13 protein-coding genes are annotated in these 12,512 nt (G+C 70.7%); 6 read left to right on the forward strand and 7 right to left on the reverse strand.

Annotated features, from left to right (window positions below; all coding sequences use genetic code 11):
• Positions 1-40 precede the first annotated feature (40 nt).
• Positions 41-934 carry a CAP domain-containing protein gene (locus H6726_06050; protein ID MCB9657198.1) on the reverse strand — a complete coding sequence of 298 codons (894 nt, stop codon included), beginning with the start codon at positions 932-934 and terminating at the stop codon, positions 41-43.
• A gap of 427 nt (positions 935-1,361) precedes the next feature.
• Between H6726_06050 and H6726_06055 the strand changes: the two genes are divergently transcribed.
• Positions 1,362-2,294 (forward strand): folate-binding protein YgfZ, encoded by a 933-nt coding sequence (locus tag H6726_06055; protein MCB9657199.1) that lies wholly within the window; start codon positions 1,362-1,364, stop codon positions 2,292-2,294.
• Positions 2,291-3,181 carry a radical SAM protein gene (locus H6726_06060; GenBank protein ID MCB9657200.1) on the forward strand — a complete coding sequence of 297 codons (891 nt, stop codon included), beginning with the start codon at positions 2,291-2,293 and terminating at the stop codon, positions 3,179-3,181. The genes H6726_06055 and H6726_06060 overlap by 4 nt, the downstream gene beginning before the upstream one ends.
• Before the next feature lie 146 nt (positions 3,182-3,327).
• Here the strand turns inward: H6726_06060 and erpA are convergent, their stop codons facing one another.
• A complete protein-coding gene (erpA, locus tag H6726_06065) occupies positions 3,328-3,657 on the reverse strand; it encodes an iron-sulfur cluster insertion protein ErpA (protein ID MCB9657201.1) in 330 nt (109 codons plus the stop codon).
• Between the two features lie 212 nt (positions 3,658-3,869).
• Here erpA and H6726_06070 point away from each other — a divergent pair, with 212 nt between their 5' ends.
• Positions 3,870-4,712, forward strand: coding sequence for a sigma-70 family RNA polymerase sigma factor (locus H6726_06070; GenBank protein ID MCB9657202.1), 843 nt, complete (start codon positions 3,870-3,872; stop codon positions 4,710-4,712).
• A 138-nt stretch (positions 4,713-4,850) separates the two neighbouring features.
• On the opposite strand, the gene H6726_06075 is transcribed toward H6726_06070, so the two are convergent.
• The 4 genes from H6726_06075 to H6726_06090 form a co-directional block, all read right to left on the reverse strand.
• Positions 4,851-6,509 (reverse strand): hypothetical protein, encoded by a 1,659-nt coding sequence (locus H6726_06075; GenBank protein ID MCB9657203.1) that lies wholly within the window; start codon positions 6,507-6,509, stop codon positions 4,851-4,853.
• A 63-nt stretch (positions 6,510-6,572) separates the two neighbouring features.
• Positions 6,573-7,508: an OmpA family protein gene (locus tag H6726_06080; protein ID MCB9657204.1), complete on the reverse strand. Its 936-nt coding sequence runs from the start codon at positions 7,506-7,508 to the stop codon at positions 6,573-6,575.
• 38 nt (positions 7,509-7,546) lie between these two features.
• Positions 7,547-7,876 carry a DUF4398 domain-containing protein gene (locus H6726_06085; GenBank protein MCB9657205.1) on the reverse strand — a complete coding sequence of 110 codons (330 nt, stop codon included), beginning with the start codon at positions 7,874-7,876 and terminating at the stop codon, positions 7,547-7,549.
• Complete coding sequence (locus H6726_06090) at positions 7,873-8,424, reverse strand: hypothetical protein (GenBank protein MCB9657206.1); 552 nt, start codon at positions 8,422-8,424, stop codon at positions 7,873-7,875. Before H6726_06090 ends, H6726_06085 begins: the two co-directional genes overlap by 4 nt.
• A gap of 233 nt (positions 8,425-8,657) precedes the next feature.
• Here H6726_06090 and H6726_06095 point away from each other — a divergent pair, with 233 nt between their 5' ends.
• From H6726_06095 to H6726_06105, 3 genes are read left to right on the forward strand one after another with little or no spacing between them, the layout of a single operon-like run.
• On the forward strand, positions 8,658-10,028 hold the full coding sequence (locus tag H6726_06095) for a thioredoxin family protein (protein MCB9657207.1): 1,371 nt from the start codon (positions 8,658-8,660) through the stop codon (positions 10,026-10,028).
• A 43-nt stretch (positions 10,029-10,071) separates the two neighbouring features.
• The gene (locus tag H6726_06100) at positions 10,072-11,019 is read left to right on the forward strand and encodes a diacylglycerol kinase family lipid kinase (GenBank protein ID MCB9657208.1); all 948 of its coding nucleotides are present in this window, start codon (positions 10,072-10,074) and stop codon (positions 11,017-11,019) included.
• Position 11,020: 1 nt separating this feature from the next.
• On the forward strand, positions 11,021-11,479 hold the full coding sequence (locus H6726_06105; protein MCB9657209.1) for a hypothetical protein: 459 nt from the start codon (positions 11,021-11,023) through the stop codon (positions 11,477-11,479).
• An 8-nt stretch (positions 11,480-11,487) separates the two neighbouring features.
• Here the strand turns inward: H6726_06105 and H6726_06110 are convergent, their stop codons facing one another.
• Complete coding sequence (locus H6726_06110; protein ID MCB9657210.1) at positions 11,488-12,387, reverse strand: hypothetical protein; 900 nt, start codon at positions 12,385-12,387, stop codon at positions 11,488-11,490.
• Positions 12,388-12,512 lie beyond the last annotated feature (125 nt).

Consider the following 12,512-nt stretch of genomic DNA (forward strand, 5'->3'; position numbering starts at 1 on the left):
CACCCGAGCCCGAGCGTGACACCTACCGGTCAGCCGGCGTTCACTGCGGTGTGAGGCGCCAGTAGCCACGAGGAGCGGTCGTGACTGGGGGCTGGACGCGCGCGGGAACCTGCGTCTGGGCCTGTGCGGGCTGTGCGCCTTGGTAGCCAGGCGGCGCGCCCTGGACGCGCGTGTCGGGATAGATCAGCTGACCAGGGCGCGTGCCGGGCGGGATCGGGAAGTACCACCAGCGCCCTTGGTGGAAGAGCCAATAGCCGGCCACGCCGCGGTGTGCGCGCGTGATCCGCAGCGTGGGCAGGGTGCTGGTGCCGCTCTGAGGCTGAGCGGGCACGGGCGCCTGCGCCTGGACGGGCTGCGCGCGCGGCTGTGGCACGGGCTCCGGCTCGTAGGGCTCGGGCTCCGGCTCGTAGGGCTCGGGCTCCGGCTCGGCGTAGGCTGGCGTCTGGACGGGCGGCTGAGGGACGTCCGCGATGCTGGGCGGGGGCAGCTCGGGCTCGGGAACCATGCGCGCCATCAGCTCCGTCAGGTAGACGCCGTCCGCCCCTGCCGCCAAGCCGATGCCGACGTGGGTGGCGCCGGCGTCGAGCAGCTGAGCACGGTGCGCGTCGCTCGCCAAGATGGCCTCGTGCGCCGCGGCAGCCGTGGGCCGGCGGGAGATGTTCTGCGTGACGCGCAGGGCGCGCACCCCCGCGGCAGCGGCCCGGTCGGCCGGCGTCCCCGTGGTGGGCGAGACGTGCGCGAGCGTGCCAGCCTGCGCCATCTCTGCGCTGTGTGCGCGCGCCGCGTTCATGAGCCCCTCGTGGGCCAGCAGCGGCCCGAGAGAGGCGGCGGCGCGGAGTGTGTTGATGGCGTCGAGGATGGCCGCTTCGTCGCCGCTCGGGCGAATCGTCGCGCCAGCGAGCTCCGCGCCGACGGCCGGGGCCGGGGGTGGCACCACTGGACTCGCCGGGACCGGGGTGGGTCTGGGGGCCGTCCCTTCCATGGGCGGCGGGGCCTGGCGCGGCTGAGCGCCAGCGACGGCAGGCCCCAGCGCGAACCCTACCAGGAGCCCGACGGCCAGGGCGGGGCCCGACGACCACCACGCGATGGCAACCCCAGGACGGGGGAGCCGAAGGAGACGGGAGGCGGAGGGGGTCGGGAGCACGGGCATCAGCCTAACCCCGGAAGCAATGCCCGCGCCAACCCGCACGCGACGCGCGACAGCGCAGAAGGTCGCGGCCCGAAGCGATGTGCCGGGGGGCAGGCGTGGGGGGGTGGGCACAGGCAGAGGGGTCGCGCACGGTCACACCGTGTCGGCTCGTTCACGGGTGTACCCACCTGGGCCTTGCGCTCCAGGCCATCCCGAGCAAATCAAGGACGCTATGACCGCGAACCCCTCGGCAACGACGCTGGCAGCCCAGCTCGCGCTCCTGGAACGCGCCTTTGGCGCCTATCGTCCGCGTGATGCCGTCGTGCGCGTGGCGGGCGACGACCGCCTCGCCTGGTTGCAGGGACAGCTGACTCAGGACGTCCTCGGGCTGCGACCGGGCGCTGCCGTCTACGGGCTGTTGCTCCAGCCCACGGGCAAGATCCTGGCGGACCTCGACGTGCTCTGCCGCGCCGACGACCTGCTGTTGGTGTGCTCCGTCGAGGTCGTGGACGAGGTCCTCGCCCAGCTCGACCGCTACATCATGATGGAGGACGTGGAGCTGACGCTCCTGCAGCTCCCCCTCGTCGCGGCGCAGGGACCCACGGCCAGCGACCTCCGCGCCTCGTTGACAGCGGGGCTGGGAGAGGGGCGCGTCTTCGAGGTGGACCGGCTCGGTGCGGGTGGGTTGCTGGTGCTCGGCGAGGACGACGCAGCGCTCGCGAGCGCGGTGGTTGCAGCGGGGGGCGATTGGGTCTCCGACGAGGCCGTCTTGCTCGCTCGGCTCCGGGCAGGGCGCCCCGCGCTGGGACCGGACTTCGGGCCGACCACACTGCCGCAGGTCGCTGGCCTCGCCCAGCGCGCCGTGTCGTTTCAGAAGGGATGCTATCGCGGTCAAGAGCCGGTGGTGATGTTGGAGCACCGCGGCACCCCGCCCAAGCGGCTCGTGCGCCTGCACATCGAGGCGGATGCCGCTCCTCCAGCCGGAGCCACCCTGCGCGACGAGTCGGACGCGCCGGTCGGAGCCGTGACCAGCGCGGCGCGCGCGCCTGACGGGGTGGTGTACGCCCTCGGGATGCTGAAGCGCGGGGTGGATCTCGCCGCGGTGACTCAGGTCGGGGACGACGGTGCCCGCGCTCGAGCGCAGGCCGAGGGTTATGTCACATGACCGCCGGCGCCAACGGTCCCCGCTACGAGGGGCGCATCTTCCGTCCGCCGAGTGAGCACGACGCGTTGATCGTGCAAGCCACCATCGGGTGCTCCTGGAACCACTGCACCTATTGCGACATGTACCGGGACAAGAGCTTCCGAGCGCGTCCGCTCGCGGAGGTGCTGCTGGACCTGGACACGTCCGGGCGCGCGTTCGGCTCGCGCGTGCGCAAGCTGTTCCTCGCGGACGGCGACGCGTTGGTGCTCCCGACCGAGACCTTGCTGCCCATCCTCGCGCGCGCCCGCGAGCGCTTCCCGCGGCTCGAGCGCGTCTCGTGCTACGCCATGGCCCGGAACGTCGCGAGCAAGTCGGACGACGAGCTGGCGGAGCTACGCGACGCCGGGCTGACCCGGCTGTACATCGGGCCCGAGTCGGGCGACGACGTGGTGCTCAAACGCATCGCAAAGGGGGACACCTTCGCAGGCCACGTGGAGGCCGCCGAGCGCGCGCACCGCGCTGGAATGGAGCTGAGCGTGATCGCGTTGCTGGGCATCGCGATGGAGCGCTCGCGGGAGCACAGCCGCGCGACGGCCGCCCTGGTCACCGCGATGGATCCGGCCTTCTTCTCGGCGCTCACGGTCACGGTCGTGCCGGGCACCCCGCTCGCGAAGCTGAGCGCACGTGGGGCGTTCGCGGTCCCATCCGTGCCGGACCTGCTGGGCGAGCTACGCGACATGGTGGCCTTGACGCGACCCACCGACGCGCTCTTCCGCACCAACCACGCCTCGAACTACCTGCCGCTGGGTGGACGCCTACCGCGCGACACCGGGCGCATCTGCGCCACGATCGACGCGGCGCTGGCGGGGCGCATCCCGCTACGTCACGAGCGCCAGCGGGGGCTGTAGGACGTCACGGGCCCTGGCCCGTCCGAGGTCACCACCAGCGTCGACTCGCAGCGCAAGGGCGCGCAGCAGGAGCGGCGAGCCGGCCCTGCGCCCGCCGTCAAGAGGTGGCCGTCAGGAGCTGGCCGTCAGGAGCTGGCCGTCAGCGCCTAGGCGCTGAAGCTGGAGCCACACCCACAGGTGGCCTTGGCGGCAGGATTCAGGAACTTGAAGCCGGCGCCGTGGAGACCCTCGACGTAGTCGATCTCGGTCCCCTCGAGATACTGGTAGCTCATCATGTCCACGTAGATGGGGATCCCGTGCGACTCGAAGGTCTGGTCCATCTCCGTGGTCTCGTCCTCGAAGAAGAGGTCGTACGAGAAGCCGCTGCAACCACCACCGATGACGCGGACGCGCAGCCCTTGGTTGCCGAGGTCCTCTGCCTCGCGGATTTCACGAACCTTTTCGGCGGCTTTGGTGGTCAGGGTGAGGTCGGACATGGGCGTGGGACTCCAGGGCTGGGGACCGCCGAACTATAGGGCGCCAGCCCGGTGCGTGCCAGCCGGAATGTCACGTTAGGGGACCCACGTAACGCTCCGACACGGAAAAACGACCTGTGTTCATTCTCGGGCTTGACGTTCTCCAGCCTAAACATTACGTAACGTCACGTTAGTTTTGAGACGTCAACGTCAGAAAGTGTTCTAGGTGTTCCATGATGATGCCGCGTGACGCATCGCTCGACCGATACATCGACCGCGTCAGGTCCCTGCCGAAGCTCTCCCGCGAGGAAGAGCACGAGGTGGCCCTGCTCGCGCGCAACGGTGACGAGCAGGCGATCCACCGGCTCGTGGAGGCGAACCTACGCTACGTTGTGGCCATCGCCCTCCAGTACCGGCGCTACCCGATCCGCATGGGGGACCTCATCGCCGAGGGCTCCCTGGGGCTCATGACCGCGGTCACCAAGTTCGACCCCGAGCGGGGCACGCGCTTCGTGACCTACGCCGGGTACTGGATCCGGGCCTTCGTGCTCGAGTGCGTCGTGCGCTCCACCACCATGGTGGGCGGGGGCACGGGAGCGCTGCGGTCCAAGCTCTTTTTCCGGCTGCGGCGGGAGCGGGCGCGCATCGCCGCGACCGAGCCCAACACGGACCGGCAGGTGGAGCTGCTGGCCGAGCAGTTCGACACGACCCCGGAGCGCATGCGCTCCATGCTGGGTCAGCTGGACGCACGGGAGCTCTCCCTGGACACCCCGGTGCACGACGAGGGTCGCGAGACCCTGGGCGCGATGTTGCAGGACAGCGCGCCGTCTGCGGACGAGCAAATGGACCGGTCGCGCACGGACGCGCGCGTCTCGGCCATCCTCGAGCGCGCCATGGCGGAGCTGGATCCGCGCGAGCGGTACATCGTCGAGCAGCGCATGCTGGCCGACAACGACGACGAGGCCTCCCTGGCGAGCCTCGGGCGTGAGCTGGGCGTGAGCCGTGAGCGCGCCCGCCAGCTCGAGTCGCGAGCGAAGCAGAAGCTCCGCAAGCACCTCGAGGCCGTCACCGCCTGAGCGCGAACATGCGCGCGACGCCCAGCTGGGTCACCGGCTGGGCGTCGTCGCATGACGCTGACTCGTCTGCGCGGGGGCGCACGGCCGTGCTGGGGTCCAGCCGCATCCGCGGTCGGCCCCCAAGAGCACCTCAACGCGTCAGAAGGCGATCTCGACCCCGACCGCCATGTCGAACCCCCAGCTGAGCTTGTTGCCGGCCCCCATGGGGACGAGCACCACGAACTCCGGCTCGATGTAGAAGCCGAACCCGTTCAGCACGCGGTAGGACAGCGTGAGCCCGGCGCTGCCGGAGAGCAGACCCGTCTGAATCCAAGGCTCTTTCATGCGCACGTCGGGTGTGGCCGGGTTCGGAGACTGGGACGGCTGCAGCTGGATCTGACCGATGCCAGCGCCCGCGTGGAGCGCGACGTTGAGACCCGTGAAGCGCGGGCGAGTGAGCTGCAGTTGTCCGCGGATGTTGAACATCACACGTGACAGTGTCCCCAGCCCTGCCTTGACGTTCACGCGCACACCCGCCGCGATGCCCACGCGGTCCGTGAAGTACCCGCCGATCTCGATGTCGAGCTGGTAGCTGGGGACGAAGCCAGCGCTGGTGACGCGCACGTAGCAGTCGTCCTGCTGCGCGTACGTGACGCCATCGATCACGCGATCGGGACCCGGGTTGCAGCCCGGCAGGCCAGTGCTCGGGTCGATGTACGAAGCCCACTCGGCCGAGTTCCAGTCGCCGGGCGGGATGGCGGGGTTGTTGTCGGGGGGCGGGAGTCCGTCTGCCACCATTCCGCTCGTGGCCCAGAACATCCCGGCGCCTCCCCCGAAGTGGAAGAAGACGTTGGGGCCAGGCTCCGCCGGCATGGACGCACGATCCCAGGTGCAGAGTCCCTCGTAGCATTCGAGGCCTTCGGCGCACTCGACGCTCTCGGTACATGCGGCGCCTTCTCCCTGCGGCGCGCTGTCGTCGCACTCGTCCAGAGCGCACTGCGGTTGCCCGACACACTGCGCCGCGGGCTGTTGACCAGGGAGCGCTGGAGCGGCCATCGAGCGCTGCGCGGAGACCACCACCTCGTACGGTTCGTTGGCGCTGCCCGCGAAGCCCACCGAGCTGCCCCCTTGGCCGAACACGACGATGTAGTAGCGCACCGAGGGCGCGACGACACGCCGACAGGGGATCTCGGCGCCGTAGCCGCCGGCCATCTGAGTCATGGCGACACGCTCGTAGCGCCGCATGCCCGACGTGCGGTAGTAGAGCATGACCTCGCTGACGCTCGCGCCCGACGGGATCTCCAAGTAGACCGGGATGGGCGTGTTCACCAGCTGCTCGGCGATGGGCTCGTGCTCGAGCGCGAGCCCGTGGCCGCCTGCGGCGGCGCCCGCAGTGGTGCCCCCACCGCGGCTGTGTCGCTGCTGGGCCAGCTGGAAGCGCGACTGGATGTCGGGCGAGCTCAACGCAGGGTCCAGCTCGATGTGCTCGTCGGCGTTCAAGGCCTGGACGAAGAGGTCCAGGCCGGCGCCCGTGTCCTGCCGCGCCCCGATCGCGACGATGGCGAGGTTCATGTACGTGCGCGCGAGCGGGGTGTCCGTGATGTTGTGCTGGCGGCACAGCGCGAGCGCCTGCTCGAGGAGCTCCTGAGCGCGGTCGAACTCGAAGCTGCTGTACTCGTTCATCGCTTGGATGTTGAGCGCCGACACCGCCTCGCGCTCGCGTGCCTGGGCGCCCACGGGCTGGGCGACGCAGAGGACCACAGCAGCCAGTACCCACGGCGTGAGTGCCGCGAACATCCTCGTTCGGAGACCTTCCATCGGCGGCATCCTATCGTGGTTCCGCACGCACGTCGCGCTCAAAGACGCGCGCTGAACGTGCGCTCAGAAGCCACTCGCACCAGCGTCCATTCGCCGCATCTCGATGCGGTCGTTCGCGGCCCGCCCCTCCGGCGTACCGTTGGACTCGATCGGGAGCTCTTCCCCGTAGCCGCGCGCGTGGACCCGCTGGGGGTCGGCCCCCAGTTGGACGAGGAGCGCGCGCACCCGCTCGGCGCGGCGCTGAGACGACGCCAGGTTCTCCAGCTCGGTGCCGTCCGAGCTGGTGTGTGCCCCGACCTCGAGGACCATGGCAGGCCGGTCCCGCAGCGCATCGACGACGGCGCGCAGCAGAGCGCTGGTGGCCTCGTCTGGTGCGCCGCTCGGGTCCAGCACGACCTGCCGCAACAGCACCACACGCTCGGACTGCACGACGAGCCCCGCATATCCGCTCGGACACGCGGCGCCCGCCTCACCCGGGACGCCGGGGCACTCGTCCTCCGCGTCGGGTACACCGTCGGCGTCCCGATCCGGCGTCACGGCGCCGTCGGGGACGTCGACCTCGTCGAGCGCAGCCGGTGGGTCGGGCGTGCCGCGCGAGGGTTCGGGGTCCTCGACCGGCAGATCCGCGGCATCCGGCAGGGGCGCCTCGGATGCGTCCGTGGGAGGACCTTCCGAACACCGTCCGGGAGGGCTCAAGTAGACGGCCGCGTCTGCGTTCGGTTCCGACACCGCGAGGTGCTCTTCGGCTCGCGCGCGGTGTCCACGCTCGCGCTCGAAGCGCGCAAACCCCAGGTGGGCACGCGCCAGGGCCAGCTCTCGGGGAGCGCACTGCAGCGCCCCGAGACGCTCCGCCTCGGAGAGCGTCGCTTCGATGGCGCTCACCCGCCGCTCGTAGGCGGGGTCGGCCGCGCACGCGAACGAGACGAGCGCGAGCAGAGCAGGCGCACGGGCGCCCAAGAACGAGCGCCCCACCGCTGTGGCTCCGGCGCAAGAACCCATGCCACCACGCTTGCGGCCGCGGTCCGACCCCCGCTGCGTCACGGCGAGCCCTCCACGCTGCGGCACGATGCCTCGGCGCGCTCCGCGTGCTCCCGCGCCACGCGCGCGTGGTCGGCTGCGTCTTGAAAGGCGGACTCGGCCGCCTCCTCGCGCGCCTTGTCGAGGTGCGCGAGCGCAAAGTAGTAGTCGTACGGCGCGTGTTCTTCCGCTCCCGCGGCCTGCGCGCGCTCGATCGCCCGCGCGGCAGGGCGCAAGGCCGAGAGGTACAAACCCGGGCCGCAGCCGGCGAGCGCCGAGACTGCGAGCATGAGCCCGAAGACGACCGTGCGGACGCCAGCGCGGGCCCACCAGGCCGAGCACCGGCTCACCCGCGCCTCCGCCCCCAGAGGACGCGCCCGACCGTCGCCAAGAGACCGACGGCGAGGATGATGGTCATCACCCACGCGCTGGGCAGCAAGGATCCAGCCGTGAAGTCCGTCAGACCGAAGCCCCGCGTGAATTGCGCATAGGTCCCCACGACGGAAAGGCGCTCGCGCCACCCGAGCGCCAACGCCGCGGTCGCGACGAGGGATGCGACGAGCAGCGCACCGCTGACGGCGTCCCGCTGCGCGCGCGCCAGGGAGGCGCCGGCAGCGAACCCGAGCAGGCCGACCCCCACCAAAATCACGAAGCCCACCAGGGCGAGGGCGGATGGAATGCGCTGCACGTCGACGGTGTAGAGCAGGAACCAGTCTCCGTAGAGAACGTAGAAGTAGATGCCCACAGGCACTACGAGCAAGGTCGCGTAGAGGACCAGCGCCATGGCGCTGGTCGTGAGCAGCACAGGGCGCGGTGAGACGCGGATCTCGGACCGACCAGCCAGCGCGAGCGCGACGCCGGCCGCGAAGACGAAGCAGAGGAGCGACGGAAGGGGCACGCCCCGAGCTAACGCGATGCGGGGCGTTCCCGCAAGTGGCGAGTCGTGCGCCCGGCGCCCCCCCTCCCCGCCGCCACCCACTTCGGCCCCCCTCCCGGGCGTGAGCGACGCGGAGGGAGCGGCAGGCGTGTGGGGGGGACCGGAGGACGGCGGGCCATCGCCGAGACCCGTTCGAGAAGCGCCGTGGAAGCGGGGCTTGCGGGCACGCCGCGTGCTTTCCATGATGGCGGTCCATGCTGCCCCTCCGTCCCTCCCACCCAGGTCGCACCGGAGTCCGCCTCGACCGCGTCATCGCCCGTTGCGCCGCGGCTCTCGGCGCGCTCGGAATGACCTGGCTGCTGGCGTCGCACGCCGACGCCTCGTTCCTCGACGAGATCTCGGAACGCTACCGGGCCGCGCTGTCCGAGGGACGCTATGGGCCAGCGCTCGGAATGACCTACGTGGCTGGCCTGCTCACCGCGCTGACCCCGTGCGTCTACCCCATGATCGCCATTACGGTGAGCATCTTCGGGGCGCGCCAGAGCACCTCGCGTTGGCGCTCGGCGGGCCTCTCCAGCGCCTACGTGCTGGGCATCGCGGCGCTGCTCACGCCGCTGGGGGTGCTCTCTGCGCTCGCGGGTTCGCTGTTCGGCGCGTGGACGGGCAACCCGTGGGTGATGGTGCCCATGTCCGTGCTGTTCCTGGCCATGGGCGCGAGTATGTTCGGGGCGTTCGACCTGGCGCTCCCCAGCAGCGTCCAGACGCGTCTCTCGCAGTCGGGCGGCGTGGGCTTCAAGGGTGCGTTCGTCATGGGGCTGGTCAGCGGCCTCATCGCCGCGCCGTGCGCAGGGCCCGTCATCAGCGCGCTCTTGGCGTACGTGAGCACCACCCGCGACGCCACGTTCGGTGCGCTCAGCATGTTCTCGTACTCGCTGGGGCTCGGCACGCTGTTCTTCGTGGTGGGGACGTTCGCGCTGTCCTTGCCCAAGACGGGCCGCTGGGTGGACGCGGTGAAGAGCCTGTTCGGCCTCGTGATGGTCGTGATGTCCCTGTACTTCGTGCGCGACATCCTGCGACTCCCCGCTGCCGTCACCCGCGACGTGCGCTGGCTCCAGACGGGGCTCGCCCTGGTGCCCGTGGGGCTCCTGCTGGGCGCGGTGCACCTGTCGTTCAAGGAGGGCGCGTGGCACCAGCGCGCCCGCAAGGGGGTGGGGGTGCTGCTGGTGGTGACGGGGGTGTTCGCGCTCATCCGCCATCAAGAGGCGTTGCCAGAGGGTGCTCAGATCGCGTGGGAGACGGACCTGACCGCGGCGCGCGCGCGAGCCACCGAGTCGGGCATGCCCATGCTCGTCGATTTCGGCGCCGACTGGTGCTCGGCCTGCCGAGAGCTGGACCACATGGCGCTCACGGACGCGCGCGTGGTGTCGGAGGCGCGTCGCTTCGTCACCGTTCGGGTGGACTTGTCAGACGCGGGTGACGACGTGGCGCAAGGTCACCTGCGCAGCTATGGGCAGTCGGGCCTGCCCTTCGTCGTGATGCACCACACGGATGGGTCCGAGGGCCAGCGCATCACCGCGCCGATGCGCGCCGAGGCGTTCTTGGCGCTCATGCGGGCGGTGCGTTGACGGTAGCGAAGGTGGCCACGAGCGGGCATCCTCTCGCTCCATCATGATCGATCCCGCGAACACGTACGTCATCGCCAACCCACACGGCCGGGGTGGCTGGGTCGGCCTGAATTGGCATCGCCTCAGCGCCGAGATCCGCGCCGAGCTCGGGGACGGCGTGCGGTTCCTGCAGACCCAGAGCATCGGAGACGGGGTGCGCTGCGCGCGCGAGGCCATCGACGCAGGCGCGACCACACTGGTGTCGTTCGGTGGAGACGGGACGCACAGCGAGATCACGGACGGCATCATGCGCGCAGGCGCGGGGACTGGCGTGTCGCTGGGCATCTTGCACGCAGGAACGGGGGGCGACTTTCGCCGCATGCTCACCAACACCGAGGACCTGAGCGCGGCCTGCCGCAGCATCGCGCGCACGGAGCCCGTCACGGTCGACTGCGGGTGGGTGGAGTACGTCACCGAGGGAGGCGAAGCTCGTGGGCGTCACTTCTTGAACATCGCGTCCTTGGGCATCGGCGGGCTGGTGGACCGCTTCGTAAACGAATCCAAGCACCGCTTGCGCGGTGGCCCCGCGTACGCCCTGGCGACGCTGCGCGCCAACTCGGTGTACCAGCCAGCGGAGGTGGAGCTCGAGGTGGACGGAGAGCCGCTCGGCGTCTTCCGCATCTCGAACATCTGCGTGTGCAACGGGCGTTGGGCCGGCGGCGGGATGATGTTCGCCCCCGACGCACGGCTGACCGACGGCCTGCTGGACGTGGTGGTGCTGGAGTCCGCGAGCACGCTGCGCTCGCTGCCCGTGATGCGCGGGCTCTACAAGGGCACGCACACCCGCTCGAAGCTGGTACGTGTGTTCCAGGGGCAACGCGTGAAGGTCACGCCGCAGCGACACACGGCGTACATGGACATCGACGGCGAGGCCCCGGGTATCGCGCCTGCCTCGTTCCAAGTGCGTGCGGGCGCCCTGCGCGTGCACGGCGTGCGCCCGGAGTTCCTCTGAAATGCCACGGCGTTGGTCGATCGCGCGCGTGAGCGGCGCGCTGCTGGCGGTCGCACTCGTTGGCTGCCTACACGGCAACAACGCACCGAGCGGGCGGGCCGAGCTGCGGGTCAGGAGCAGCCCGGAGGGGTTCCTCGTGAGCTGGCCGATGGGTGAGGTCGTGGAGGTCCAGGTTGGACGCTGCGCCGCGGCCTGTCAGGAGACCGAGCCGTTCGATCCGACCTCCGAGTTCTCCGAGGAGATCCCCGCGCCCGAGTTCGCGGACCTTGCATGGCACGTGACCATTCCGACCGGCGCGGCAGCGCCGCTGCGCCTCGGGGTGTCGCCCCCGAGCGCGACCGTGCTGGTGCCGTTCACCGAACCGACGCTCGACGATGGCGCTTGGGCGGTGTTCGTCGTGCTCGAGACGCCGCGCGGGGACACGGTGCTGGTCCAGACGGGCGTGGCACGGCTGAACTGAGCGAAGCGTCAGTGCATGGGAAAGCCTGCGTTGCGCAGCAGGGCACGCAGGCACGCGTCCGCGTGGTCGCGGACGAACGCCAGGTCGCGGGCGGGGTCGTAGCAGCTCCCTCGCGAGGCGGCGTACGCCGCGCGCAGCAGCCGGATGGTGCCGAGGTGATCGCCCGCCACGCAAGCCGCGCGCGCCGCCAGCCCGAGCCACAGCACACGTCCCTCGGTGTCCGAGCGCAGGGAGCGCTCCTCGACCACGCGCGCCGACACCAAGCCCTCCTCGGCCATGCCGATGGCCTCGGGCGTGGCGCCATCGAGCGTGGCGAAGTGGAACACGACTTCGGCCGTGACCCCGAGCTGCATCAAGATCCGCAGCGTGTAGCGCACGCGCTCCTGGTACACCTCGCACGGCGTGAAGCGCTGGAGCCGGCGCCAGCTCAGCTCGGAGGGGTCCTGCGCGAACGCCGTCACAGCCCGTGCCCAGCCGCTCGGCGCGAGCGAGACCTCCGCCAAGAGCGTCTCGAGCTCCTGTCGGTCCCGCTGCTCGTTCGCGTCCAGGAGCGCGATGGCCATGCTGACAGCGCGGGCGCTGTGCCCGTTCTGGACCAGCAGGCGCAGGTACTCGACATGGGATCCGCCCGCGAGCCAGCGCTCCCGCGCCTCGCGGAGCAGCGCCTCCGGCATCCCGAGACAGGCGTCGATGGTGTCGCGCAGGGTCATCAGCGAGCTGCGTTCGCGCGTCAAAGGGTGACTGTGGTGCAGCGGCACAGGCAGGGTGCGCAGCTGACGCTCCAGCTCGTCGCGGAGCGCGTCGAGGTGCTCACGGGCACTCCGCGCGAGGAGGGAACGCACGAGTCTGACCTCGCCGCACGCTACGCGGCTCATCAGGTGGTCCAAGTCTGCGTTGGGCTGGTCCACGGCTCGACTATACGCCAATCGGCCCACACGGATCGAGAGGTTAGGGCGTCGATGTGTCGACGTGCGCCGGGGATGTCCTGGTGGTCGCTCCCGCGAGCCAAGGCCCGAGCCGTCCGTGGCGCTGC

Source organism: Sandaracinaceae bacterium (assembly GCA_020633055.1).
Classification (GTDB): Bacteria; Myxococcota_A; Polyangia; order Polyangiales; family Houyiibacteriaceae; genus JADJJE01.